The following is a 23,294-nucleotide window of genomic DNA, read 5'->3' as shown; positions in this document are numbered from 1 at the left end:
CGTGAGCACGCCACACGTTCAACGCGTGAGCTTCGTACTCGCCGTGCACGATCTGCCGCGTTCGACGGCGTATTGGCGCGACGTGTTGGGCTGGGAATTGGGGTTCGAGGATTCTGGCAATTGGAGCTTCATGTTCCGCGATTCCGTCGGCGTGCATCTGGGTGAGTGTAAGGATGCGATCGCGCCCGCAGATCTGGGCGATCATTCGTACTTCGCCTACGTCGTGATGGACGATCTCGACGCTTACCATGCTGAGATTGCGGCGAAGGGAGCGGAGATCATCGCGGCGCCGGCGGATAAGCCGTGGCGCATGCGCGAGATGCCCGTGCGCACCGTGGACGGCCATCGCATCATGTTTGCGCAAGAGCTTGGTTGAGGGCTTCAACTCCGGCTTGGGCATGGAGCGGTCGTACTACGTAGCGACCGCGAATCCGTTTGCGCGCGCATCGAAGTTGGAGGGCGAGGCGCAGGCGGATGTTGTCGTCATCGGCGGCGGCTACACCGGGCTGCATGCGGCACTGAATGCGGCGGAACGCGGCTATTCGGTGATCTTGCTGGAAGCTGGGCGCATTGGTTGGGGCGCGTCGGGACGGAATGGCGGGCAGGCCATCCCCGGTTGGCGGAAGAGCGCGACGGAGTTGATGTCGCGGTTCGGGCGCGAACGCGCGAAGTTTTTGTTTGAGTTGGCGCTCGACGCGCGTTCGCTGACGATGGAGCGGATCGCGAAGCACGGCATCGCGTGCGATTTGCATGTGAACGGGCACCTGACGTTGGCGGCGAAGCCCTCTGATCTCAGTTGGATGAACGCGGAAATGGAGACGCTCGCGAGCGTTATGGACTATCCGCACGCACGGGTGCTGAGCGCAAGTGAAACAAAAGCGAAGGTCGCCAGTGTCGATTTCCACGGCGGCTTCCTCGATGAATGCGGCGGGCAGCTGCATCCTTTGAACTTTGCGCTGGGCTTGACCGATGCGGCGCGTGCGTCGGGTGTTGTGCTGCACGAAGACTCGCGGGTGGTGCGGATCGAGAGCACTGAAGGTGTTGTTGCGCACACGCAAAGCGGTGTCGTGCAGGCGCGGTTTGGCGTGCTGGCGTGCGATGCGTTGCTGGAAGGGCTGGAGCCGCGCATTGCCGGGCGCATCATGCCGGTGGCGAACTATTTGGTGGCAACTGAGCCCGTGCCTGATCCGCAGACGCTGATCGCGGATCATTTGGCGGTCAGCGATAGCCGTTTCGTCGTGAACTATTTTCGCATGACGGAAGACGGACGTCTCCTGTTTGGCGGCGGTGAGCGCTATTCGCCGCATCCTCCCGGGAACATCGAGGCGTTCGTGCGCGGTCACATGGCGTCCATCTTTCCGCAGCTACGGGATGCACGGATTGACTACGCGTGGGGCGGACTGGTTTCGATCTCGATGACGCGGCTGCCGCACATCGGGCGGATGGGCGATCTCTTCTTCGCGCATGGCTATTCAGGGCTCGGCGTGCTGCTGCCGGCGCTAATGGGTAAAGTGCTGGTTGAAGCGATGGCGGGGACGGCGGAGCGCTTCGATGTGCTCGCCGGCATTGCGCCGCCGGAGTTTCCGGGCGGCGCCGCGCTGCGGTCACCGCTCTATGTGTTGGGCATGCTCTGGTACGCGCTGCGCGATCGGCTCTAACGCATTGCCGCCGCTTGCTTGGCGGCGGATTCGATCGCGGCCCAATCTTGCGCTTTGATTTTGTCCGCAGGCGCGATCCAGGAGCCACCAACACAAAGCACGTTCGGCAGCGCGAGGTACGACGGCGCTTTATCGGCGCTGATGCCGCCGGTGGGGCAGAACTTCGCGTTCGGCAGCGGGCCGTGTTGCGCCTTCAGCGCCGCGACGCCGCCCATTTGCTCGGCGGGGAAGAACTTGAAGTGCGTGTAGCCGAGATCGAGGCCGCGCATAATTTCGCTCGAGGTGGCGACGCCCGGAATGAATGGGATCTTGGCGTTGCGCGCAGCCTTCATCAGCTTCGGCGTGGCGCCGGGCGAGAGCGCGTAGCGTGCGCCGGCCTCGATGGCGGCTTCGAGATCGGTGAGGTTCAGCACCGTTCCGGCGCCCACGATCATCTCTGGCGCGGTCTTGACGATCTCTCGGATGGCGTCGAGCGCGGCGTCCGTGCGCAGCGTGACTTCGATGGTGCGGATCCCGCTTGCCAGCAGGACGCGCGCGAGCGGTTCGGCTTGCGCGGCGTCGTCGATGACGACGACCGGCATCACCGGGGAGAGCTTGAAGACGTCGTCCGCCGCGAGCTTGCTCATCGGCGCACGTCCGATCCTGAGTTGGAGAGGAAGAAGTCCACGTCGGCGACCGTTGCGAGGTTGAAGTCACCAGGGATGTAGTGCTTCAGCGCCGCTGCGGCCACGGCGAAATCGAGCGCGTGTTGTTCCGTCGAGCCCGTGACAAGGCCATGGAGCAGGCCGGCGGCGAAGGCGTCGCCGCCGCCGATGCGATCAACGATGCCGATGACGGCGCGGGCGGGGGACCGTGTCGCGGTGGTGCGCGTATGCATGACGCCGCCGAGGTCGTTGTGATCGGCGCTGACAATGGTGCGGGTCGTGGACGCGATGCGCTGCAGGTTGGGGTAGCGCTTGAAGGCGATGGCGGCAGCTTCATCGGCGTTCGCGGCGCGTTCGCCGGTGGCGAGGCCGATATCTCGGGCTTCGGCGAACAGGAGATCGGCATCGGCAAAGAGCGCGTTGAGCGTGGGGCGCGGGTCGTCGCCGCGCGCTTCCCACAATTTGGCGCGGAAGTTTGAGTCGAACGACACCTTCACCCCGGCGGCGCGCGCGGCTTGCATCGCGCCGAGCGTCGCGTCGGTCGTCGTAGCGTTGAGCGCCGGCGTGATGCCGGAAATGTGCAACCAATCGGCGCCGTTGAGCGCGGCGCGCCAATCGGTCGCTGGTATGTTGGCGAAGGCGGAGGCAGTGCGGTCGTAGATGATGTCTGCGGCGCGCTGGCCGGCGCCGGGTGTGAGAAAATAGAGTCCCATGCGACCGGCGGCGTGTTCGACGAACGTTGTTTCGACACCGTGCCGCCGGAGTTCGCCGCGTGCGCTTTCGCCCAGCGTGTTGTCGGGAAGAAAACTCACCATGCGCGCGTCATGCCCAAAACGCGCGAGTGAAACGGCGACGTTGGCTTCGGCGCCGCCGACGTGCGTTTGCAGCGTTGGCGTTTGCAGCAATAGTTCGCGGCCCGGCGCGGAGAGCCGGAGCAGGATTTCACCGAAGCAGACGATACGAGCCACGTTTGTCCTCTAAGGCCGACTCAGCGCGCGAGCCAGCCCCCGTCCACCGGAATGATCGCGCCGTTTACGTAATCTGAGGCGCTGCTGGCGAGGAAGACGGCTGCGCCGCCGAGATCCGAAGCTTCGCCCCAGCGACCGGCCGGGATGCGATCTAAGATCTGCTGGTTGCGGGCCTTGTCGGCACGGAGCGCTTCGGTGTTGTCGGTGGTCATGTAGCCAGGCGCGATCGCGTTGACGTTGATGCCCTTGCCCGCCCACTCGCATGCCAAGAGCCGGGTGATGCCGGCGAGGCCGCTTTTGCTGGCGGTGTAAGAGGGCACGCGGATGCCGCCTTGGAAGGAAAGCATCGAGGCGATGTTGATGATCTTGCCGCGCCCCTCCGCGATCATGTGACGGCCGGAGGCCTGGGCCAGAAAGAACGCCGACTTGAGATTGGTGTCGATGACATCGTCCCAATCGGCTTCGGTGAAATCGACGCTGTCGGCGCGACGGATGATGCCGGCGTTGTTGACGAGAATGTCGAGGCCGCCGAACGCGATGGCTTGCTCGACGATGCCGGCGATTGGCGCGGTTGTGGTGAGATCGGCGCTGAGTGCGAGAAAACGGCGGCCGAGTGCAGTAACCTGCACCTGCGTTTCCGACGCCGGGCGGCGGCTGGTGGACACGATATCGGCTCCGGCTTGCGCGAGCGCGACGGCGATGGCTTGTCCAAGACCCGCATTGCCGCCCGTAACGAGCGCGACTTTGCCTTCAAGGCTGAACGGATTGGCGCTCATAGCTCCCTCTTACGACGCACGCACGCGCCGTATGTAATCGGCAATGGCGGTGTCCTGCGCGTTGGCGAAGAAGAGCTCTTCGAAGCGTTCACCGGCGACGGCGGCCCTCAACAAATCCTGATCCACTGACTTCAGCACCGTTAGCATGTCGTGACACGATGCGGCTTTCAGCTCTTTCAGGATGCCGCGGTTTTTCGCCATGATGGCCGCGCGCTCCTTCGGGTAGCCCAGGCCACGCTCGCCGTCGAAAAGCTTGCGGTAGCAGTCCTGCAGATTGAGCTCAGCGGCCCAGCCGAAGCCCTTGGCGTACGGCATGGCGATGGCGTTGCCGTCGTTGATCTGCCCGAACAGAAACGCATCCGTCGGATCGACGATGAGGCCGCAGAACACGCCGGGCATCGAATTGCACGCCAGCATCGAGCCCATGCCGGTGCCACATCCAGTGACGACAAAGTCCGCCGCTTTCGAATTGATTAGAATCCCGGCGAGCAGGCCGTTCATCACATAGGTGAGCGAGGCCTTATCCTCGGCGCCGTACATTCCATAGTGATGCACCTGGTGGCCAAGCGGCTCCGCCACCGATTTCAGTGCGTCATGAACGATGCTGCTCTTCGCGGCCTGACTGTTTTCGATGACGAGCGCGATTTTCATAGGATCGGTCCCTGTTTGGCTCAAGCTTTGGGCCTTGGTAACCGGTGTCAGAGTCCATGACAAGCGGATGCGCCAGCCAATCTTAGCGCGGCGCGGGGCCAGTGGAATCCCGAACCACGAGGGCGGGCGATGTCGCCGAGGCGGCTTCGCGTGAATGGTCCTCGCCTTCTTCTCCGCCGTGGCCGATCAGCTTCTCAGCGGCCATGCGGCCGATCTCGCGTGTGGGCGTGCGCACCGTGGTGAGTGGGGGCCAAACCGAGGACGCGATCTGGAAATCGTCGAAGCCGATGACGGAGACATCTTCCGGGCAACGCAGGTTGGCGCGGCGGATAGCGTGAAGCACGCCGGCGGCCATTTCGTCATTGGCGGCGAAAATCGCGGTGGGGCGGGGGGTTCGTTTTAGCAGCTCGGCGCCGCACGAGATGCCGGTTTCGAACGTGTAGGCGCCTTGCATGATGTAGTCGTCGGTGAGCTTGAGCTTGCGGTCTTTCAGCTCCTCCTCGAAGCCGCCGCGGCGTTCGTGTGAGGAGCGGAAAGTGCCCGGGCCTGAGATGAAGCCGATTGTGGTGTGGCCGAGTTCGGCCAAGTGGCGCGCGGCGGCTCGGCCGCCGACGCGGTCGTTGGATACGATGATGTGCGCGGGTTCATCGACTGGCACCGACGCGATGCGGATATAACCGCAGCCGATTTCATCGAGAATGATTTTGACGCGATCGTCTTCCGAAACCGAAGGGGTCAGCACCACGCCCCAGAGCTTCTGGCGTTCGATGAAACGGCGGAAATCGGTCAAGAAAGTCGGGTTGCCGCGATTGCAGGGGTGTACCACCAACTCGTAGCCCGAACCGCGCATGGCATCGAGCATGCCGAGTTGCATATTCACGACGTATTGCGGGTTCGGATTGTCGTAGACGAGGCCAATCAGGAACGAGCGGCGGAAGGCGAGGCCGCGCGCCTGCGGATCGGGCGAAAATCCGATTTCGGCGATAATGGCGTTGATCTTCTCGCGGGTGTCCGCCTTCACGAACGGCGACTGATTGATGACACGTGAAACCGTCTTCTTGGAGACGCCGGCCAGGCGCGCCACGTCGTTGATCGTGGGCTTCTTTTCGCCGCCTAGACCGCGGCGGCGGGGCTGGTTGTCATCGTCTGCCATGTGCCCGGAACTTAGGCGTCCCTCGGTTGACTTGGCAACGAAATTGTCGCGGGACATTTTCGTGGCGACAAATGGTTGCGCCCCTGTTTGCGTGGACGCGCAAATCCTAGTTTGTAGGGCGCATGGCTGAGTTCATCCCCGTCCCCCCGTTTGATCTCGTCGTCTTCGGCGCGACTGGCGATCTATCGCTTCGGAAGCTCTTCCCCTCGCTGCTCCATCGCTTTCTCGATGGCCAGATTCCGGCGCAGTCGCGGCTGATCGGGGTGGCCCGGTCGGACATGGATACTTCGGCGTTCCGCACGCTGATCCATGACAGCCGCGAGGAGTTCGCGCCGGGCGCCTGCGTCGATCATGCCAAGTGCGAGGATTTCCTGCGCCACGTTGAGTACGTGAAGCTGGATGCGACGGCGCCGGCGGAACGCTGGACGCCGCTGAAGGATGCGCTGACGAACGGCAAGGGTAACGTCCGCATCTTCTATCTCTCGACGGCGCCGAGCTTGTTCGTGCCGATTGCGCAGAAGCTGGGTGAGACGGGGCTGGCGACACAGGAGTCGCGGATCGTGCTGGAAAAGCCGATCGGTCGCGATCTGGCGTCTTCGCGTGCGATCAACGATGGCGTGGGCGCCGTGTTCGATGAACAGCGCACGTTCCGGATCGATCACTATCTCGGCAAGGAGACGGTGCAGAATCTGCTCGTGCTGCGCTTCGCCAACATGCTGGTCGAGCCGGTGTGGTCGCGCGAGACGATTGATCACGTGCAGATCACGGTGGCTGAGGAGATCGGCGTCGAGGGGCGGGCGGACTATTACGATAAGAGCGGCGCGCTCAGGGACATGGTGCAGAACCATATCCTGCAATTGCTTTGCCTCGTCGCACTGGAATCACCGAACTCGATGGATGCGGACGCGATCCGCACCGAGAAGCTGAAGGTGCTGTCGGCGCTGAAGCGCATCGATGCGAAGGCGGCGCCCGCGAAAACGGTGCGTGGGCAGTACAAGGCTGGATTGGTCAGCGGAAGTAAAGCGCCGGGCTATTCCGAGGAAGTCGGCAAGCCGACGCGCACCGAGACATTCGTGGCCATCAAGGCCGAGGTGGACAATTGGCGCTGGGCCGGCGTGCCGTTCTATCTGCGCACCGGCAAGCGCATGGGGACGCGGCGTTCGGAGATCGTGATTCAGTTCAAGGATACGCCGGTGCCGATTTTCGGCGCGGGCGCAGGTTCGCCGAACAAGTTGGTGCTGCGACTGCAGCCTGACGAGGGCGTGCGGCTGTGGCTCAACATGAAGGAGCCGGGGCCGGGCGGGTTGCGGGTGAAGACCGCGCCACTCGATCTTTCGTTCGCGGAAGAGTTTGGCGGCGTGCGTTACCCGGATGCGTACGAGCGGCTGCTAATGGACGTGGTGCGCGGCAACCTCGCGCTATTCATGCGGCGTGATGAAGTCGACGCAGCGTGGAAGTGGGCGGATGCGTTGCTGGCGGCGTGGGATGAGAATGGCGGCGAGCCGCATCTCTATGCGGCGGGCGCCAATGGCCCGACGCAATCGGCGCTGATGCTCGATCGCGATGGCCGCGCTTGGTGGGATCCCGAATAATGGCGCTCAATCGAATTGTCGAAGCGGTCACGGCGCGCATTGTTGAACGCAGCGCCAAAAGGCGGCGGCGATATTTGGATTTGATTGACGCTTACGATCCGAGCAAGCCCGCGCGCGTGAAGGTGTCCGAAGCCAACCGCGCGCATGGCGCGGCGGGATGTGCGGTGCAGGACAAGATCGATCTGCTCGGCGGCAAGTGGCCGTCGATCGGCATCGTCACGTCTTACAATGACATGCTCTCCGCGCACGCGCCGTACGAGCGCTATCCCGAGATCATCCGCAAAGCGGCGCGCGAAGTGGGCGCGGTGGCCCAAGTTGCGGGCGGCGTGCCCGCGATGTGCGATGGCGTCACGCAAGGCTTCGAGGGCATGGAGATGTCGTTGTGGTCGCGTGATGTGATTGCGCTGAGCACGGCAGTGTCGCTCTCTCACGCGACGTTCGATTCAGCGCTGCTGCTGGGCATTTGCGACAAGATCGTGCCGGGGCTGCTGATCGGCGCGCTCAGATTTCCGTGGTTGCCGTGCATTCTCGTGCCCGGCGGGCCGATGCCGTCGGGTTTGCCGAACAAGGAGAAGGCGGCGCGGCGCCAATTGTTCGCGGAAGGCAAGATTGGCCGAGAGGAATTGCTGCAGGTGGAAGCCGAGAGCTATCACGCGCCGGGCACATGCACGTTCTACGGCACGGCCAACTCCAATCAGATGATGATGGAGGTGATGGGCCTCCATCTGCCCGGCGCCGCGTTCGTCAATCCGTTTACGCCATTGCGTGAGGCGCTAACGATCGCGGCGGCGCGGCGGGCGGCGAAGATCACGGGGTTAGGGGACGACTATAGGCCGATCGGACGCGTTGTGGATGAGAAGGCGATCGTGAACGCCATGGTCGGCCTGATGGCGACGGGCGGCTCCACCAATCACTTCATTCATTTGCCCGCGATCGCGCTGGCGGCCGGCATCGAGATCAACTGGGATGATTTCTCCGAGCTTTCGAGTGTGACGCCGCTGCTGGCTCGGATCTATCCAAATGGCTCGGCGGACGTGAACCACTTCCACGCCGCGGGTGGCATGGGATTTCTGACCCGCGAATTGCTGGGCGCTGGTTTGTTGCACGGCGACATCGCGACGGTCGGCGGCGAGAGCTTGGCGGCGTACGCGCAGGAACCGTTTCTGGCCGGCGAAACCGTGTCGTGGCGCGATGCGCCGAGTGTCAGCGCTGACGACAGCGTTCTCCGCGATGCGCGCAATCCATTCTCAGCCGACGGCGGCCTGCGCTTGATGGCTGGCGGCTTGGGGCGCGCGTGCGTGAAAGTATCCGCGGTGGCGGACGACAAGCGCGCTGTGGAAGCTTCGGCGGCGGTGTTCGACACGCAGGGCGAGGTGCAGGCGGCGTTCAAGCGCGGCGACTTGGATCGCGATTGCGTCATCGTCGTGCGCGGGCAGGGGCCGCGCGCCAACGGGATGCCCGAGTTGCACAAATTGATGCCGCTGATGGGCGCGCTGCAGGATCGTGGCTTTCGCGTCGCGCTGGTGACGGATGGGCGAATGTCGGGCGCGAGCGGCAAGGTGCTGGCGGCGATTCACGTCACGCCGGAAGCGGCCGAGGGCGGGCCGCTCGCGAAGGTGCGTGACGGCGATGTGCTGCGTGTGGACGCGAATGCAGGCGCGCTCGATGTGGTGTCGCCGGCGGACTGGCGCGAACGCGCGCCGGCGCAGCTCGATATTGCAGGGAACGCGCGGGGAGTAGGGCGCGAGCTATTCTCGCTTTTCCGGGCGCACGCCTGTTCGGCGGAGCGCGGCGGTTCAGCGTTTCCGGACTTCGATCCGGCCTAGTCGCGGCGATTCTGATCGCGCTGATCGCGTAGGCGCTGCGCGAACGCTTCGTCGCGCGGCGCCGGTGCGAAGCCTTCGCCGACAGAGATTTCCAGCTCGCGATTGACGCTGCCGCCGAGCGGAACGGTCAAATGCTCGACAGTGCGGAACACGGTGAAGTCGCCCGCCACGAACGGAAGATAGTCCGGCGTCAGGTGGACCACGAGCACACGGCCGCCTTCTTCAGGGCGCATCGGATCGGTGGATTCGGCCGAGTTCTGCGCTTCGCCGTGCAGGAGCCACATGCGCACCGGCGGCAATGGCACCTCCGCGCGGCGGGCGTTGCGCCAGTAGTAGGCGAGTTCAAAGTAGGTAACGCGATCATCGACGAGCACCGCGGTGAATGGAGGTTCACCTGGCTGAGGTGCTGCGCGCAGCGCGATCTCGTGCGCGGTCTCTTCCCATCCCTGCGTAGTGCGCAGACCCTTGAAGCGGTTGGCGATGACGGGATCGAGCGCGGCGAATGGGAAGGCGACGGCAATCAGCACGTTCAACGCCATTGCGGTGACGAGCCACTTGCGGCCCTTCGAGGTCGCGAACAAGCCGCCCGTCGCCCAGATCAACGCGGCGGGGTAGGCGACCGCCGCCCAATTGGCGTTGGCGCGCGAGATGAAGGCGATGGTCGCCACGATCAGGAACGGCGGCAGCATGTAGGAGATGAGGAACTTGTCCTCGTCCGATAGCCCCGAGGCGCGCCGCCATGCGCGCCAGGCGAAACCGATCAGCACGAAGAAGATGATCGGGCCAAGCAGCATCTGGCCGCTGACGAACTCGAACAATTCGTCGAGGTTGAACATATCGCTGCCGTCGAGGCGCGCGTTGGCGGCGGTGTGGCGCGCCGTGGCGAAGCCGTGCTCGACGTTCCAAATGATGTTCGGCGTCAGCACAGCCAGTGCGATGAAGAACGCGATGATGCCGCGGCCTTTGGCCAGCGCTTGCCTCACCGGCGGCATCCAATACGCCGCGAGCGCGGTGCAGAGGATGAAGTAGAGCATGGCGTATTTGGCCAAGGAACCGACGCCAACGAACAGCCCCAGCGCGATCGCCCAAATCCAAGCGCGAGTGACCACGAGTCGCCACATCGCAAACAGCGCCAGCGACCAAAGAGGAAGCAACAGAGCGTCGGTCGAGATCAAGTTCGACGAGAATACGACGCCGGGCATCAGCAGATAGCCGATGCCGGCCCAGAACCCGGCCCAAGCGCCATACATGTTGCGCGCCAGCGCGTAGATGGCGACGCCCGCGATGGCGTGCGCGATCGGTGCGCCGAGCCGGATCGCCCATTCGGCGTCGGTGCCCATCAGCGTGGTGGTAGCGCCGATCACCCAGGCGATTAGCGGCGGCTTGGTGAAGTAGCCCCAGTCGAACGTGCGCGACCACATCCAGTATTGCGCTTCGTCGAAATAGAGCCCGACCGGATTGAGTCGGAGCGCCTCGATCCGCAGCCACGTCAGCACGATCAGCACGCCCAGAAAGGCGAGCGTCGCGCGGTCGAAGGCGGCTCGGGCTGATGGCATCGGCTACTCGGATTGTCCCCGCTTAGGTCTTACCGGATGGCCGCTGCGCGCGCCAGAACGCAAGCTCACTTGTGTAGGGTTTGAAAGCGCCTATCTGGCGTCATTCACATGGGCTAAGGACCCGCCATGACGACGATTCCCGCCGAATGGCAGCCGCACAAGGCGATTTGGACCGCTTGGCCGTCGGCCGGAGATCTCTGGGGAGAAGACCTGGAGCCGGCGCGCGCGGAAGTGGCGGCGATGGTGCGCGCGCTCAACGATGGTGGGAAGGGCGACAAGATGCGCGTGCTGGCGCACGGCCGCGAGGCGGAAGCGTCAGCGAAGCTTTCGATCGGGCAGAGCGCGGAGATTATTCCGGGCGCGTTTGGCGACATCTGGTTTCGCGACACTGGGCCGATCTTCGATAGCGCGGGCGTCGCGCATGGCTTCAAGTTCAACGGCTGGGGCGGCAAGTACCAACTGCCGCACGATGATGAAGTCGGCGCGCGCGTGGCGCTGTTGGCGAAGGCGGACTATCGTCGCCACGACTTTATCCTCGAAGGCGGCGCCATCGAGATGGACGGCGAAGGCACGCTGCTTACGACGCGACAATGCTTGCTCAACCCGAACCGCAACGCGCATTGGACCGAAGAGGGCGCGGAGGTGGCGCTGAAGCGCGCGCTGGGTGTTGAGAAGGTGCTGTGGCTCAGCGAAGGACTGCTGAACGATCACACCGATGGCCACATCGACAACCTGGCGCGCTTCGTGGCGCCGGGGAAAGTCGTGTGCCAGGCGCCGGCAAACCGCGACGATCCGAATTTTGACGTGCTGGAGGAAATCGCACTTGAGTTGGGCGCGATGCGCGATGCGAAGGGGCGGAAACTTGAAGTGATTCGGATTCCATCTGTCGGCGCCGTTGAGGATGAGGATGGCGAAGCAGTGCCAGCGAGCCACATGAATTTTCTGATCGGCAACACGATAGTGGTTGTACCGATTTATTCTGGCAGCGGCGATGATGCCGTGAATGCGCTCGCGCCGTTGTTTCCAGGGCGCCGCATCATCGGGCTTTCGTCCAACGCGATCCTCACGGGCGGCGGCTCGTTCCATTGCATCACTCAGCAGGAGCCGGCGTGATGGCCAAGACGATCACAGTCGCCGCGATTCAAACGTCGTACGGCGACGACATGAAGGTCAACATCGAGAGGACGGAACGATTCGTGCGCGAGGCGGCGAACAAGGGCGCGCACGTGATCCTGCCGTCTGAGCTGTTTCAGGGTCCGTACTTCTGCACGGCGCAGGAAGAGAAGTGGTTCGCGACGGCGCATGAAGCGGCAACGCATCCGTGCGTCTTGGCGATGGCGCCGGTGGCGAAAGAGCTGGGCGTTGTGATCCCCGTCTCGATCTACGAGCGCGATGGGCCGCTCTACTACAATTCCGTCGTCATCGTGGATGCGGACGGCAAGCAGCTCGGCGTTTATCGCAAGAGCCACATTCCTGACGGCCCGGGCTACATGGAAAAGTACTATTTCCGGCCAGGCGATACGGGCTTCAAGGTTTGGAACACCGCGTACGGCCGCATTGGCGTCGGCATTTGCTGGGACCAGTGGTTTCCCGAAGCCGCGCGCGCGATGGCGATCCAAGGCGCTGAAGTGCTGTTCTATCCGACCGCGATTGGCTCCGAGCCGCACGACGCCTCGCTCGACACGCGCGATCCGTGGCGGCGCGCGATGCAGGGGCATGCGGTGTCGAATGTGATTCCGGTGGTGGCGAGCAATCGCATCGGCACGGAGACAGTCGGGAAGAACACGCAGAGCTATTACGGTTCAAGCTTCATCGCCGACCATCGCGGCGATCTGGTGCAGAGCTTGGAGCGCGCCGACGAAGGCGTGCTGGTGCATACGTTCGATCTGGATTTCCTCGATCGCCACCGCGCCGCGTGGGGCTTCTTCCGCGATCGGCGGACGGAGTTTTATCGCTGAGCGCTCATGGATCGCGCCAAGTGCGCTTGGCCCCAGTCGTGAATCGCATCGATCAAAGGGCTGGCACTCTGCCCGTGCGGTGAGATGGCGTACTCAACGTTCGTTCCGCACACCGTGCGCGTGATCAGCGCTTCGTCCTCCAGCGTGCGCAACACCTCGGTAAGCACCTTGTGTGAGATATCCGGCACGAGCCGCTGCAGTTCGTTGAAGCGGCGCGGCGCCTTGTCGAGCCAGTAGAGCAGTATCAGCGACCACTTGCCGCCGATGGCGCTCATCGCTGCGCGCATCGGGCAATCTTCGGCGATCGGTTCGCCGGGCTGTTTCAGGTGCGCAGTCATGCGGTTACCCCGAGGTGCGTTGTGCGGCGCGCCGCGTCGGCGCCAGATGCACGCAGGTTTAGCATGGAACGATCGACATGGCGCTTCGCAATCCCAGCGCGCGAATACTCTTCGTGCTGCTCGTCTTCGGCTGGCTTTGCGTGCTGACGCCGCACGCGGTAGCGCAGTCCGACGGCGCGCGCGATTTCGATTGGGAGATCGGTGCGTGGAATACGCACGTCCGCGTCCGCGCACCACTTTCTGAGGACGGCGCGTGGACCGAATTTCGCGGCGCCTCGATCGTGCATGCGTTCGCGGACGGACGCGCAAATCTGGTCGATCTTAATGTCGTCAACGGTGATCGGCGGATTGAGGGCGTCTCGCTTCGGTTGTTCAATCCGCAGACCCAGCAGTGGAGCCTGAACTTCGCCAGCATGCGCGATGGGCAGCTGACGTCGCCGGTCTATGGCGGGTTCGAGAACGGACGCGGCGTGTTTTACGGGCAGGATAGTGTTGACGGTCGCGTCGTGTTGGTGCGGTTCGTGATTTCGGATGTGAGCGCGAACACCGCGCGTTTCGTTCAATCCTACTCCGCGGACGGTGGCGTGAGCTGGATCGACAACTGGATCGCCACGGATACGCGGCATTAGCGCGCAAGCAGATCTAACGCCGCGTTGCGAATGCGCTCGTCGCCATACGCCAATGCACGGCCGCCAGCACTTGCGTCGCCGCCATCCCATGCGCACACGCCGCCGCCGGCGCCGGTGAGAATGGGGATGAGGGCGGCGATGTCGAAGGGTTTGAGGCCGGACTCGACAACGCAATCCATCGTGCCGGACGCGACCATGGCGTACGCATAGCAATCGTAGCCGTAGCGCGTCAGCTTGGCTTCTGCGCGCACACGCGCGAAGGCGTCTGCTTCGTCGCCCTTGAACAGATACGGATCGGTCGTGGAGAGGATCGCATCACCAAGACCGGCGCAGGCGCGCGTCTTCAGCGGGCGCGTCACGCCTTGCGCGGTGAGATTCGCACCGTCGTTCCAGCCGCGATAGCGTTCGTCGAGATAGGGTTGATCCATCACGCCGATCAGCGGGCGGCCGTCGTGATAGAGGCCGATCAACACGCCCCAGAGCGGCAGGCCTGAGATGAAGGCGCGGGTGCCGTCGATCGGATCGAGGATCCATTGGTAGCCGCTTCTCGAGAGTTCGCCGCCGTATTCTTCGCCAAGAACGGAGTGGTCAGGAAACTCTCGCTCGATCAGCGTGCGCATGGCGCGCTCCGCCGCCTTGTCGGCGTCGGTGACAGGATCGAACAGCGCGCCTTTGCTTTCGACCGTATGCGCGGCGCGGAAATACGGGAGGATTGCCGCGCGTGCGGCGTCGGCCAACGTGTCGGCAAAGGTGAGTAGGCGGGGGGCTTCCGGGGGGGTCATCGGCGACCCGCCGGCGGTTCGCGGCGTTGGGTGTGCAAATCCATCAGTTCACTATAGCGCGGCGCCGCTGGTGTGGGATTGATTTGTGCAAACGAAAAACGGGCCCGCCAGTGGCGAGCCCGTTGCCGTTCCTCCGCAGCGTGGGAAGGGAGATTACGCTGCGTCGGTGTTTTCGTCTTGCAGTGCCTTCGCCAGGTCGAGCAGGCGGCGGCGCGGACGTTCGCCGAGCTTGTAGTAAGCGCGGATCAGTTCGAGCGTTTCTTTCTGCGAAAGAACGTCAGCGGCGATCAGGTCACGATCGTTCGCCGGCGCGCCAGGGGCCGCCGGGTTGGCGACTTGTTGGAGGCCTTCGAAGAAATAGTTGACCGGCACGTTCAGCGCGACGGCGAGTTCGTAAAGACGGCTCGCAGTCACGCGGTTGGCGCCGCATTCGTACTTTTGGATCTGCTGAAAGCGGATGCCGATGGACTCAGCCAGCTGTTGCTGGGTGAGGCCCAGAAGACGGCGGCGGCGACGGAGTCGCTTGCCGACGTGGAGGTCGATGGCGTTAGCCATGTGAGTGCGCCCTTGTTCGCGGCGGTTTCCCCCACTTGGGCCCGCCTTATGTGCGGTTTGGAGAGCACGACGCGTGCCAAGTCCCGGTGACGCGAATTGTATCGCGTTAAGGGTTTCATGCACGTGCAAGGCCCGTGCAGCGCGAACTTCGCACCGTTTTGGCGCCGCGCGATTGGTAAACGTGCGCGCGCCGTGTTTTCGCCGCCGCATTGCCGTTTGTGGCGCATCTTCGGGCGCGAACATCTCGCGCAGGATGAGGTTCATCATGAGACTGCGCGCTTTTCCGGTTGTTGCACTGTTCGCGCTTGGCGCGTGCGCTTCGACGCAGCGGGCGTTGAGCTATGAGGGTGGTAACCCTGATGCGGACGTGTTCGTCGGCAATCAGCGGTTCCAGCTCTGGTTTCACCACGAGGATCAAACCGTCCTGATCCAGCGCGGCGACCCGCAGCCGCTGGCGAGCCTGCTGACGCAGAACGCCACCATTTACGCTAACGATGCAACGCTCGGTCCGTTGTGGTGGGGTGCGGCGGCCAATGCGGTGCTGACGCAGTTTGGTTGCTATGGCGCGGAGGTGAGCGAGGCGGAGCGGACGCAACTGCGCGAGGTCAGCTACACCTGCCCGGAGCCCGTTGATGTGGGTGCGCAAGTTGCGCAGCGCCGCGCCGAATGGCGGCGTGGCGTGCATGTGGATGCGCCGCGCGAGGGTTAACCGGCTTCCTTAGCGCGCGATTGGCGTTTGCGCTCGTTCGGATCGAGATACGCCTTGCGCAGCCGGATCGCGGCGGGCGTAACTTCCACCAGTTCGTCGTCTTCGATCCAAGCCATTGCTTGTTCGAGCGTCAACCGGCGCGGGGGCGTCAGGCGGATCGATTCATCCTTACCGGACGCGCGCACGTTGGTGAGCTTCTTGCCCTTCAGCGGATTGACGTCGAGATCTTCGCCGCGGCTGTTCTCGCCGATGATCATGCCTTCGTAGACGTCTTCGCCATCGGCGATGAACATCTGGCCGCGATCTTCAAGATTCCAAAGCGCGAAGGCCGTCGATTGGCCCTTGTCGTTGGAGATCAGCGCGCCGTTACGGCGGCCCGGGATTTCGCCCTTCCATGGCGCCCAGGAGTGGAAGAGGCGGTTCATGACGCCAGAGCCGCGCGTGTCAGTGAGAAATTCGCCGTGATACCCGACCATGCCGCGCGCCGGCGCGTACATCACCAGCCGCGTCTTGCCACCGCCTGAGGGGCGCATGTCCTGTAGTTCGCCTTTGCGAATGCTCATCTTCTCGATGACGACGCCCGTGTATTCATCATCCACGTCGATCACGACTTCTTCGACCGGCTCAAGCGTTTGACCGTTTTCGCTGCGCGTCAATACTTTCGGGCGCGAGAGCGAAAGTTCGAAGCCTTCGCGGCGCATGGTTTCCACCAGCACGCCGAGTTGCAGTTCGCCGCGCCCAGCGACCTCGTAGGCGTCCCTGTTGGCAGTCTCGGTGACGCGGATGGCGACGTTGGATTCCGCTTCCGCCAGCAAACGCGCGCGGATAACGCGGCTCTGCACCTTATCGCCGGCGCGACCGGCGAGCGGGGAGTCGTTGATCGATACGGTGATCGCCAGCGTCGGCGGATCGATTGGCGTCGATGGGATCGGTGCGGCCAGGTCCGGCGAGCCGATGGTGTCGGCGACGGTGGTTTCGACCAGGCCGGCAATGGCGATGATGTCGCCGGCCTCGGCGCTTTCGACTGGCACGCGCTTCAAGCCGCGGAACGAGAGCAGCTTGGTGAGGCGGCCTTTCTCGATTTCCTTGCCTTCGCGCGACAGCGCGCGCACCGGATCGCCAACCTTCACGCGGCCCGCCTCAACGCGGCCGGTCAGGATGCGGCCGAGGAACGGATCGGAATCGATCATGGTGACGAGGAATGCGAACGGCTCGTCCTTCTTTTGAATCGGCTGGGGATCGGGCACGTGGCGAACGATGAGTTCGAACAGCGGCGTTAGATCTTTATTCTCGCCGGTCATGTCGGTCTTCGCCCAGCCTTCTTTGCCGCTGGCGTAGAGGATCGGGAAATCGGCTTGCTCGTCGCTGGCGCCGAGCGCGAGGAAGAGTTCGAAGATTTCGTTCAGCGCTTTGTCCGGATCGGCGCTCGCACGATCGACTTTGTTGAGCACGACCATCGGCCTCAAACCGCGGTTCAGCGCCTTCGACAGCACGAACTTGGTTTGCGGCATCACGCCTTCGCTGGCGTCCACCAGCAGCACGCAGCCATCGACCATGCCGAGAATGCGTTCGACTTCGCCGCCGAAGTCGGCGTGGCCGGGCGTATCGACGATGTTGAGGCGCCAATCGTCACCCCAATGGATCGATGTGCACTTGGCGAGAATGGTGATGCCGCGCTCGCGCTCCTGATCGTTGGAATCCATGGCGCGTTCGGCGTGCGCTTCGTTGGCGCGGAAGGCGCCGCCTTGGACGAGCATTTGGTCGACCAAGGTGGTCTTGCCATGGTCGACGTGGGCGATGATCGCGAGATTACGAAGGCGCTCGGCCATTTCAGGAGCTTTCAACGGGAATAGCCGCGGGTTCTGCCTGCCGAAGGCGCCTGCTTCAACGGCAGACGGCGCAATTCCTTAGGCACAATCCATCCAAATATGCATGTGTGCAGCGCAGCATAGCAAAGCGCTCCAAAAAATCAAACGTAAACAGTCATGTATGATTGATTACATAAACGTGACGCTGTGTTCACCTTGCAAAATGCTGCGCTGCGAAATAGGTTTTCCTCGTTGCGGGGTTTCGCGATCCCGCACCCGCCCTATCGGGCGTTTCCTCCCTATTTTACCTTTCCGCCGCCGGGCCTCAAAGCCCGGCGGTTTTTTCTTGAGCGCGCGAAAACGCCGCCGATGCGGGTTTCTTTTCGCTCTTGTCCGCCTTCGCCTAGGCTTCGGCGAGACGACTTCGCGACGCGAAGTCGGGAGTCGGGGCGCGCGATCCGCGCTGAGTAGTCTCTGTAGGGTGCGTCGATTGTCTCCAACCAACGCTGCGCGCTTCGCGCGCCCCGGTTGCCGATCGTTTTTCCCGGCCTGGGACGAGGAGTTGTAGAACGCTGACGATGGCCAGCTCGCCTCCTGCACGGTGCGCTTCCGGGACAAGCCTTCACCGAAGACTGATCCCTTGGGGCTTAGCTCCATTCCCAATTCGCCGGTTCTGTGGGCAAGGCTTCCGAACCTTGGACTTTGCGGTTTCACTCCCCGCAAACAAATCCCACCGACCGTGTCCCTCACATTCCAAAGTTTCGGACGTCTCAGAAATCTCCCGTGTGCGGACGGACTCAGAGTACGGCGGAGTCAATTCGGTCGGATAGATTAGCGCAAATATTTTGAAGTTGGAGCGCGCGGCTCCGCCGCGCATTGGCGCAAAAGGCTTGAAAGTGAGGCGCTAAGCGCGGCGGAGCCGCGCGCTCCAACCTGCAGGCGATAGTGTGTATCCTCCGGATTGAGCTGCGCTCAATCCCCGTTTTTCCATGAGTCCGTTCTTCGCCGAGTGGGGACATCGGCCCCACAAGCTATATGTAAGCCATGCGCCCCAAGTTTCTGGCCGTCTTCGTCCTACTGCTGGCTGCTTGCGGCGATGTCCGATCTTTTGAGGAGACATCCGCTCAGTTCCAGAGGGATCGTGACCAGTTGCAACAGCTTGCCGAAGCTGCGGTGGCGTGTGAGGACGCCTCGCGTTTCTTAGCGCGTCAAAACCAGCGCGCCGGTTGCATCGCTGAAATTGCACGAGAACTTCACCGACTTCGGTACCGGTCTGCTATCGTCGACGAAGGTCGCTGGCGCGTTACCTTTGTGAACGGAGACGACGGAACGGCATTTGGGAGCGTCATGAGCGGGATTACCTACCGCCGCTTGCCCGGCCCGCCTCAACATGGCGAAAGGCCTCTCACAGAGCCGCCTCACCAGTGGTTCTACTTTCAACACGACTAAGCTCAAATGCAACAGAGTCCGCTCCGGGTCAGCAGCGGACTCCGGGCTGCGCGCTAAGCCAAGCTCTTATGCAGCGTCGCCGCGGCAAGCGCTTCGGCCAGCCGGCTCATGTCGGCGCGGACGCGGACGTAGCCGTTGGTGCGCTCGAGCGTGCGTTCGTCGACGTAGAGCGCGCGGCTGATCTCGATTTGCAGAGCGTGGGTGTGCAAAGCGGGGCGGCCGTAGGTTTGCGTCGTATGGCCGCCGGCGAACGGCGCGTTGCGGGCGACGCGATACCCCAAGCGGCGCAACGTCGCTTCCGCGAGCGCGGTGACGGATGGGTGGCATGACGCGCCGAAGCGATCGCCCAGCACGATGTCGGGCGCATGCGCGCCGCGTGAGTTACTGGGCATGGAATGGCAATCCACCAACACCGCGCAGCCGAACGCTTCCTTGGTCTCTGCGACGAGGTTCGCGAGCATCGCATGATAGGGGCGGTGCACCTGCGCCATGCGGCGTTCGGCGTCGGGCAATGAAAGTTTGCGCCGATAGATCGCCTGGCCGTCGCCGCTGACGCGCGGGATGGCGCCGAGGCCGGCCTGCACGCGCGCGGAAGTGAGGTGCACGCTAGGCGGTGGCCGCTCGTCGAACATTTCCGGATCAAGCTCTGCGGGATCGCGGTTCAGATCGACATAAGCGCGCGCGACAGTCGCCGAGAGCACGGTTGCGCCGTGCGCGGCGGCGCCCGCGATCAGCTCGTCGACATAGGCGTCTTCCGAGCGCCGCAGACTGATCAGCGGCACGCGCGTATCGGCCAGTAGCTCCGCTGGATAACGTCGCCCGCTGTGTGGTGAAGAGAAGATGAGCGGCGCGGTGCGCCTCAGCGGTTCGATCAGGACAAAGGGCGGCTCGACGACGGATTCGGCGAGGCTTTCGCCTTCCGCGCGGGCGCTGAGCGCGCTCTGGCCAAGATCCGTCAAGTCCATGAATCATTGTTCGCCGCAGCCGCGCGGGCCGTCAACGTTTCCACATGATTACCGCCTGTGTGTGACGGTTCAGCCGGCCTTTACCGGTGGTGTGGTAGGGGCTACCGGTTTGAAGGGGGCCGGACGTTCCGGAGCTGTGGATGGCGCGTATCCTGTTGGCGGAAGACGACGACTCGCTCCGGGGGTTCCTGGTGCAGAGCTTGACGCGCGCCGGCCACGACGTATCGGGCCATGGCGACGGCGACAGCGCTTGGGAAGCGCTGGAGCACGGCACCTATGATCTGCTGCTGACGGACATCGTGATGCCGGGCCTTGATGGCATCGAACTGGCGCGCCGTGGCGCTGAAGCCGATCCAGCGATGAAGATTGTTTTTATTACCGGTTTCGCCGCCGTGGCGCTTTCAGCGCAAAGCCAGGCGCCGAAGGATGCGAAGGTGCTGTCCAAGCCCTTCCACCTCAAGGATCTCGTGGTGGAGATCGAACGCGTGATCGCGGCAGCTTGATTCAAGATTTGGACAGCGGAGCCATCCGCAGCTCGCGGATGGAGATGTAGTCCTCCTTCGCCAAGGCTTCGGAGGACATCCAACGCGCGGCATCGCGAGCGTAGGATGGTGGGCGCGACAGGGATCGAACCTGTGACCCCTACGATGTCAACGTAGTGCTCTCCCGCTGAGCTACGCGCCCGACCGTTGGGTCCGGCGATATAGACTGCGAACCTGCCGCGCCGCAAGTTCCGGCGCAGTGGAAAATAGGCCGCAAGCGGGTAACCTTCCGTCCATGGCAAAGCTCCCACCCCGCATCAAAGTGTTTCGCGCTCAGATCGGGTTTGGCGATTGGGTGGTGGCGACGTCGAGCAAGAAGCTGGCGCTGGAAGCGTGGGACGTCAGCCGCGATCTGTTCGCGACAGGTGAGGCGGAGCAGACGGACGACCCGAAAGCGATCACGGTTGCGATGACCAATATTGGCAAGGCCGTCGCGATGCCGCGGCCGAAGCGAAGGAAGTAGCTAACTCAGCACCAGCTGCGTTTGGATCACGAGGGCGACGGCCTTGCCGTCCTCGGTGGCGACGCGCGTTTGCCAGACGCTGGTGCGCTTGCCTTTGTGCACGGGGGTGGCTTCGGCGATGATGGTGACGCCGGCTTTTGCGGCGCCGAGGAAATTGGTCTTGCTTTCGATCGTGGTGGTGCCGGTGGCGCCGGGCGGCAGCGAAAGGAAGGCGCCAACCGCGCCGGCGGAGTCTGCGAGCGCCATGATGGCGCCGCCGTGTAGAATGGAGCCGCCAGTGCAAAGCTCTGGCCGTACGACGAGACGGGCGACGACGCGCTCGGGCGTCGCCTCGGTGATCTCGACGCCCATGGTCTTGGCGAACGGAATCTGGTCGGCGAAGTTCATGGCGCGGCTTCTCTCTTGGTGAGTGCGATGCGGCGTTCGTCGTAGGCCGCGAAAAGACACGCCGCAATGATGAGCGCGGCGCCGAGATAAATTTCGAGGTGCGGCGTCTCTTGGAAAACTACGTAGCCGATTGCGGTGGCCCAGATCAGCTCGGTGTAGTGGATCGGCGCAAGCTGTTGGGCTTCAGCGGCGGCGTAGGCGCGCGCCATCAAGTACATGAACGCCGCCGCCAGCGCGCCCATTAGCAGGAAGAACGGCCAGGTTTCGAGCACGGGCGGTGTGGCGAAAATGATGGTCGGCGGCAGCAGGATGATGCCGGGAATGAGGCTCGTCATCAGGCCGACAATCGGCGCGCCGTCTTTCTGCGCGCGCTCACGCAAGAGCACCATGGCGAAGGAGAAAAAGCCGGCGGACACGAGCACTGCCGCTACGCCGAGATCGTGCTGCGGCGATTCCGCTTCGCTCGGCGCGCCCTGCATGGCGACGATGACGCCGGCGAAACCGACCACGGCGCTGATCATGCTCGACGCGCGAATGCGTTCCTTCAACAGCAGGCTCGCCACGAAGGGCGCGAGAAGGGGATAGATGAAAGAGAGCGTCACCGCTTCGGCGAGTGGCAGCACGCTGAGCGCCCAGAAGAAAGTGACCGCGCATGCGGCGATCAGAAATCCGCGCACGCCGTGCGCGCGCCACATCTCAGAGCTGATGGCCGGGCGGCCGGCTTGCCAATAGATGCCGAACGAGAAAATGGCGCCGAACAAGTATCGCCCGAACGCGACCAGCAGCACGGGGTTGGTCTGCGATAGATACTTTATGGTCGCGTCCATGCACGCGCCGGCCATGATCGCTAGCACCAGCACTAAGGCCGGCGGAAACGCGCGCACGGACATGAAAACTCCCGTGGGGCTTCTGGCCCGAGGGAGAACTAACCGCAATCGTCAATCGTCGTGCGCTAGCCAGCGCATCACATTGCGTGCAAAGCGCTCGTTGTCGCCGCCGGGGGCGCTGAGGCCGAACGGTCGGCCCGCCCTCACTTGGGCCGTGAGCATGGCGGCCTCGCCGAGAACCACGACGCGGCCCGCGCCGTAGTTCAGCGCAAGCCCTTGGGCGGGGCCGGCAGGCTGATCTTCGAACGTCGTCGTTCCGGCGGCTTCGTCACGACTGACTTCGACGTACTCAATCGCGTTGTGTGGAAGGCGGAGTAGGATCGTGGCGTCCGCCGGGCCGCTTAGCGATTGGCCCGAGAAGGTGAAGACTTGGTCGACGCCAGAGAGGATCGGATGATCGCCAAGCGCTCCCTGTTCGAACGGCAATGGGTCCGACGTCGCGCCGGGTATTTCGACGCTGCCCCCGCGCATCGTAACGTCGAACGCCGCCGCCAGTTGCGCGGAGGCGGCGCCGAACGGTGCGTGATCGGCAATCAGGAGCAGTGATCCGCCACGTTCGACCCACGCGCGCACGGCTTCGATTTCAAGTGCGGTGAAGGCCGCCGCGCCGCGATCGCCGCGATCGCCGATCGGCAAATTGAAGCCCCAGAATTGCAATCGGGCCGCGCCCGAGGCGTTGGCGATGACTAGGATGCCGGTGCTTGCCAGCGTGCCATCAGTGAAACGCGCATTGCCGCGCACCACGTCGTAGCCTTCCGCCTTGAGCAGCCGCGCCAGCGGCATGTAACGGCCGAACAGCCCGGCGGTGGAGGCGTTGTGATGTCCTTCGTCGATGAGGACGCGTGGGTGCGCGTTGACAAACGCAGGCGGCGTGGCGCTCGGGTGCCACGTGTAGTCTGGGCGCTGACCTTGAAAGAAGAGCAGAGCAGCCAAGCTGGCGATCCCTCCGAATAGGAAAAGCCCAACGAGTCCGGCAATCTTGTGCATGGTGCCTCCTG

The 23,294-nt window shown here is 63.6% G+C and carries 24 protein-coding genes and 1 tRNA gene; 10 read left to right on the top strand and 15 right to left on the bottom strand.

Annotation, left to right across the window (positions count from 1 at the left end):
- Position 1 precedes the first annotated feature (1 nt).
- Both DSM104635_RS18120 and DSM104635_RS18115 read left to right on the top strand, forming a co-directional pair.
- The gene (locus DSM104635_RS18120; RefSeq protein ID WP_158767572.1) at positions 2-376 is read left to right on the top strand and encodes a VOC family protein; all 375 of its coding nucleotides are present in this window, start codon (positions 2-4) and stop codon (positions 374-376) included.
- Positions 357-1,658 carry an NAD(P)/FAD-dependent oxidoreductase gene (locus DSM104635_RS18115; RefSeq protein WP_228445754.1) on the top strand — a complete coding sequence of 434 codons (1,302 nt, stop codon included), beginning with the start codon at positions 357-359 and terminating at the stop codon, positions 1,656-1,658. The genes DSM104635_RS18120 and DSM104635_RS18115 overlap by 20 nt, the downstream gene beginning before the upstream one ends.
- Here DSM104635_RS18115 and DSM104635_RS18110 read toward each other — a convergent pair.
- The 5 genes from DSM104635_RS18110 to DSM104635_RS18090 form a co-directional block, all read right to left on the bottom strand.
- Positions 1,655-2,284, bottom strand: coding sequence for a bifunctional 4-hydroxy-2-oxoglutarate aldolase/2-dehydro-3-deoxy-phosphogluconate aldolase (locus DSM104635_RS18110; protein ID WP_158767571.1), 630 nt, complete (start codon positions 2,282-2,284; stop codon positions 1,655-1,657). The genes DSM104635_RS18115 and DSM104635_RS18110 overlap by 4 nt on opposite strands.
- A complete protein-coding gene (locus DSM104635_RS18105) occupies positions 2,281-3,270 on the bottom strand; it encodes a sugar kinase (RefSeq protein ID WP_158767570.1) in 990 nt (329 codons plus the stop codon). The genes DSM104635_RS18110 and DSM104635_RS18105 overlap by 4 nt, the downstream gene beginning before the upstream one ends.
- A 20-nt stretch (positions 3,271-3,290) precedes the next feature.
- Positions 3,291-4,046, bottom strand: coding sequence for a 2-dehydro-3-deoxy-D-gluconate 5-dehydrogenase KduD (gene kduD, locus DSM104635_RS18100; RefSeq protein WP_158767569.1), 756 nt, complete (start codon positions 4,044-4,046; stop codon positions 3,291-3,293).
- Between the two features lie 9 nt (positions 4,047-4,055).
- Positions 4,056-4,697 (bottom strand): RpiB/LacA/LacB family sugar-phosphate isomerase, encoded by a 642-nt coding sequence (locus DSM104635_RS18095; protein WP_158767568.1) that lies wholly within the window; start codon positions 4,695-4,697, stop codon positions 4,056-4,058.
- 82 nt (positions 4,698-4,779) lie between these two features.
- Positions 4,780-5,850 (bottom strand): LacI family DNA-binding transcriptional regulator, encoded by a 1,071-nt coding sequence (locus DSM104635_RS18090; protein WP_158767567.1) that lies wholly within the window; start codon positions 5,848-5,850, stop codon positions 4,780-4,782.
- A gap of 122 nt (positions 5,851-5,972) precedes the next feature.
- Here DSM104635_RS18090 and zwf point away from each other — a divergent pair, with 122 nt between their 5' ends.
- Positions 5,973-7,442 carry a glucose-6-phosphate dehydrogenase gene (zwf, locus tag DSM104635_RS18085; RefSeq protein ID WP_158767566.1) on the top strand — a complete coding sequence of 490 codons (1,470 nt, stop codon included), beginning with the start codon at positions 5,973-5,975 and terminating at the stop codon, positions 7,440-7,442.
- Positions 7,442-9,268 carry a phosphogluconate dehydratase gene (gene edd, locus DSM104635_RS18080; RefSeq protein WP_158767565.1) on the top strand — a complete coding sequence of 609 codons (1,827 nt, stop codon included), beginning with the start codon at positions 7,442-7,444 and terminating at the stop codon, positions 9,266-9,268. The genes zwf and edd overlap by 1 nt, the downstream gene beginning before the upstream one ends.
- Here edd and DSM104635_RS18075 read toward each other — a convergent pair.
- The gene (locus DSM104635_RS18075; RefSeq protein ID WP_158767564.1) at positions 9,265-10,824 is read right to left on the bottom strand and encodes an ArnT family glycosyltransferase; all 1,560 of its coding nucleotides are present in this window, start codon (positions 10,822-10,824) and stop codon (positions 9,265-9,267) included. The genes edd and DSM104635_RS18075 overlap by 4 nt on opposite strands.
- Before the next feature lie 126 nt (positions 10,825-10,950).
- Here DSM104635_RS18075 and DSM104635_RS18070 point away from each other — a divergent pair, with 126 nt between their 5' ends.
- Together DSM104635_RS18070 and aguB are read left to right on the top strand one after the other, a co-directional pair.
- Positions 10,951-11,937 carry an agmatine deiminase family protein gene (locus tag DSM104635_RS18070; RefSeq protein WP_158767563.1) on the top strand — a complete coding sequence of 329 codons (987 nt, stop codon included), beginning with the start codon at positions 10,951-10,953 and terminating at the stop codon, positions 11,935-11,937.
- Positions 11,937-12,782 (top strand): N-carbamoylputrescine amidase, encoded by an 846-nt coding sequence (gene aguB / locus DSM104635_RS18065; protein WP_158767562.1) that lies wholly within the window; start codon positions 11,937-11,939, stop codon positions 12,780-12,782. Before DSM104635_RS18070 ends, aguB begins: the two co-directional genes overlap by 1 nt.
- Here the strand turns inward: aguB and DSM104635_RS18060 are convergent.
- The gene (locus tag DSM104635_RS18060; RefSeq protein WP_228445753.1) at positions 12,773-13,120 is read right to left on the bottom strand and encodes a winged helix-turn-helix transcriptional regulator; all 348 of its coding nucleotides are present in this window, start codon (positions 13,118-13,120) and stop codon (positions 12,773-12,775) included. The genes aguB and DSM104635_RS18060 overlap by 10 nt on opposite strands.
- A 77-nt stretch (positions 13,121-13,197) precedes the next feature.
- On the opposite strand from DSM104635_RS18060, the gene DSM104635_RS18055 reads away from it, so the two are divergent.
- Positions 13,198-13,749: a hypothetical protein gene (locus DSM104635_RS18055; RefSeq protein ID WP_158767561.1), complete on the top strand. Its 552-nt coding sequence runs from the start codon at positions 13,198-13,200 to the stop codon at positions 13,747-13,749.
- On the opposite strand, the gene hisN is transcribed toward DSM104635_RS18055, so the two are convergent.
- Together hisN and DSM104635_RS18045 are read right to left on the bottom strand one after the other, a co-directional pair.
- Positions 13,746-14,531 (bottom strand): histidinol-phosphatase, encoded by a 786-nt coding sequence (gene hisN / locus DSM104635_RS18050; protein WP_158767560.1) that lies wholly within the window; start codon positions 14,529-14,531, stop codon positions 13,746-13,748. The two genes, DSM104635_RS18055 and hisN, sit on opposite strands and share 4 nt — an antisense overlap.
- Positions 14,532-14,684: 153 nt before the next feature.
- Positions 14,685-15,086: a helix-turn-helix domain-containing protein gene (locus tag DSM104635_RS18045; protein WP_158767559.1), complete on the bottom strand. Its 402-nt coding sequence runs from the start codon at positions 15,084-15,086 to the stop codon at positions 14,685-14,687.
- A 265-nt stretch (positions 15,087-15,351) separates the two neighbouring features.
- On the opposite strand from DSM104635_RS18045, the gene DSM104635_RS18040 reads away from it, so the two are divergent.
- Positions 15,352-15,795 (top strand): hypothetical protein, encoded by a 444-nt coding sequence (locus DSM104635_RS18040; protein ID WP_158767558.1) that lies wholly within the window; start codon positions 15,352-15,354, stop codon positions 15,793-15,795.
- Here DSM104635_RS18040 and typA read toward each other — a convergent pair.
- Positions 15,792-17,624 (bottom strand): translational GTPase TypA, encoded by a 1,833-nt coding sequence (gene typA / locus DSM104635_RS18035; protein ID WP_158767557.1) that lies wholly within the window; start codon positions 17,622-17,624, stop codon positions 15,792-15,794. The two genes, DSM104635_RS18040 and typA, sit on opposite strands and share 4 nt — an antisense overlap.
- Before the next feature lie 1,481 nt (positions 17,625-19,105).
- Positions 19,106-20,017, bottom strand: a complete 912-nt coding sequence (locus DSM104635_RS18030; RefSeq protein ID WP_158767556.1) for an N-formylglutamate amidohydrolase — start codon at positions 20,015-20,017, stop codon at positions 19,106-19,108.
- A 140-nt stretch (positions 20,018-20,157) separates the two neighbouring features.
- Here DSM104635_RS18030 and cpdR point away from each other — a divergent pair, with 140 nt between their 5' ends.
- Positions 20,158-20,520: a cell cycle two-component system response regulator CpdR gene (cpdR, locus tag DSM104635_RS18025; RefSeq protein ID WP_158767555.1), complete on the top strand. Its 363-nt coding sequence runs from the start codon at positions 20,158-20,160 to the stop codon at positions 20,518-20,520.
- A 106-nt stretch (positions 20,521-20,626) separates the two neighbouring features.
- Here cpdR and DSM104635_RS18020 read toward each other — a convergent pair.
- Positions 20,627-20,701, bottom strand: a tRNA-Val gene (locus DSM104635_RS18020).
- Between the two features lie 93 nt (positions 20,702-20,794).
- Between DSM104635_RS18020 and DSM104635_RS18015 the strand changes: the two genes are divergently transcribed.
- Positions 20,795-21,022 carry a hypothetical protein gene (locus tag DSM104635_RS18015; RefSeq protein ID WP_158767554.1) on the top strand — a complete coding sequence of 76 codons (228 nt, stop codon included), beginning with the start codon at positions 20,795-20,797 and terminating at the stop codon, positions 21,020-21,022.
- On the opposite strand, the gene DSM104635_RS18010 is transcribed toward DSM104635_RS18015, so the two are convergent.
- From DSM104635_RS18010 to DSM104635_RS18000, 3 genes are read right to left on the bottom strand one after another with little or no spacing between them, the layout of a single operon-like run.
- Complete coding sequence (locus DSM104635_RS18010) at positions 21,023-21,409, bottom strand: PaaI family thioesterase (protein ID WP_158767553.1); 387 nt, start codon at positions 21,407-21,409, stop codon at positions 21,023-21,025.
- Complete coding sequence (locus tag DSM104635_RS18005) at positions 21,406-22,299, bottom strand: DMT family transporter (protein WP_158767552.1); 894 nt, start codon at positions 22,297-22,299, stop codon at positions 21,406-21,408. Before DSM104635_RS18005 ends, DSM104635_RS18010 begins: the two co-directional genes overlap by 4 nt.
- A 48-nt stretch (positions 22,300-22,347) precedes the next feature.
- The gene (locus DSM104635_RS18000) at positions 22,348-23,283 is read right to left on the bottom strand and encodes a DUF4350 domain-containing protein (RefSeq protein ID WP_158767551.1); all 936 of its coding nucleotides are present in this window, start codon (positions 23,281-23,283) and stop codon (positions 22,348-22,350) included.
- Positions 23,284-23,294 lie beyond the last annotated feature (11 nt).

The sequence above is a fragment of the Terricaulis silvestris genome, from assembly GCF_009792355.1.
Taxonomy (GTDB): Bacteria; Pseudomonadota; Alphaproteobacteria; order Caulobacterales; family Aquidulcibacteraceae; genus Vitreimonas; species Vitreimonas silvestris.
This window is presented reverse-complemented; position numbering and strand designations above follow the sequence as displayed.

What these genes read in the sequence shown, in the direction of transcription:
- DSM104635_RS18060 (WP_228445753.1), bottom strand. Translation starts at nt 13,120, where the DNA reads ATGACTGCGCACCTGAAACAGCCCGGCGAACCGATCGCCGAAGATTGC.
- kduD (WP_158767569.1), bottom strand. Translation starts at nt 4,046, where the DNA reads ATGAGCGCCAATCCGTTCAGCCTTGAAGGCAAAGTCGCGCTCGTTACG.
- hisN (WP_158767560.1), bottom strand. Translation starts at nt 14,531, where the DNA reads ATGACCCCCCCGGAAGCCCCCCGCCTACTCACCTTTGCCGACACGTTG.
- DSM104635_RS18000 (WP_158767551.1), bottom strand. Translation starts at nt 23,283, where the DNA reads ATGCACAAGATTGCCGGACTCGTTGGGCTTTTCCTATTCGGAGGGATC.
- DSM104635_RS18070 (WP_158767563.1), top strand. Translation starts at nt 10,951, where the DNA reads ATGACGACGATTCCCGCCGAATGGCAGCCGCACAAGGCGATTTGGACC.
- cpdR (WP_158767555.1), top strand. Translation starts at nt 20,158, where the DNA reads ATGGCGCGTATCCTGTTGGCGGAAGACGACGACTCGCTCCGGGGGTTC.
- DSM104635_RS18075 (WP_158767564.1), bottom strand. Translation starts at nt 10,824, where the DNA reads ATGCCATCAGCCCGAGCCGCCTTCGACCGCGCGACGCTCGCCTTTCTG.
- DSM104635_RS18040 (WP_158767558.1), top strand. Translation starts at nt 15,352, where the DNA reads ATGAGACTGCGCGCTTTTCCGGTTGTTGCACTGTTCGCGCTTGGCGCG.
- typA (WP_158767557.1), bottom strand. Translation starts at nt 17,624, where the DNA reads ATGGCCGAGCGCCTTCGTAATCTCGCGATCATCGCCCACGTCGACCAT.
- DSM104635_RS18055 (WP_158767561.1), top strand. Translation starts at nt 13,198, where the DNA reads ATGGCGCTTCGCAATCCCAGCGCGCGAATACTCTTCGTGCTGCTCGTC.
- DSM104635_RS18030 (WP_158767556.1), bottom strand. Translation starts at nt 20,017, where the DNA reads ATGGACTTGACGGATCTTGGCCAGAGCGCGCTCAGCGCCCGCGCGGAA.
- DSM104635_RS18005 (WP_158767552.1), bottom strand. Translation starts at nt 22,299, where the DNA reads ATGTCCGTGCGCGCGTTTCCGCCGGCCTTAGTGCTGGTGCTAGCGATC.
- DSM104635_RS18010 (WP_158767553.1), bottom strand. Translation starts at nt 21,409, where the DNA reads ATGAACTTCGCCGACCAGATTCCGTTCGCCAAGACCATGGGCGTCGAG.
- DSM104635_RS18110 (WP_158767571.1), bottom strand. Translation starts at nt 2,284, where the DNA reads ATGAGCAAGCTCGCGGCGGACGACGTCTTCAAGCTCTCCCCGGTGATG.
- edd (WP_158767565.1), top strand. Translation starts at nt 7,442, where the DNA reads ATGGCGCTCAATCGAATTGTCGAAGCGGTCACGGCGCGCATTGTTGAA.
- DSM104635_RS18045 (WP_158767559.1), bottom strand. Translation starts at nt 15,086, where the DNA reads ATGGCTAACGCCATCGACCTCCACGTCGGCAAGCGACTCCGTCGCCGC.
- DSM104635_RS18095 (WP_158767568.1), bottom strand. Translation starts at nt 4,697, where the DNA reads ATGAAAATCGCGCTCGTCATCGAAAACAGTCAGGCCGCGAAGAGCAGC.
- zwf (WP_158767566.1), top strand. Translation starts at nt 5,973, where the DNA reads ATGGCTGAGTTCATCCCCGTCCCCCCGTTTGATCTCGTCGTCTTCGGC.
- aguB (WP_158767562.1), top strand. Translation starts at nt 11,937, where the DNA reads ATGGCCAAGACGATCACAGTCGCCGCGATTCAAACGTCGTACGGCGAC.
- DSM104635_RS18090 (WP_158767567.1), bottom strand. Translation starts at nt 5,850, where the DNA reads ATGGCAGACGATGACAACCAGCCCCGCCGCCGCGGTCTAGGCGGCGAA.
- DSM104635_RS18015 (WP_158767554.1), top strand. Translation starts at nt 20,795, where the DNA reads ATGGCAAAGCTCCCACCCCGCATCAAAGTGTTTCGCGCTCAGATCGGG.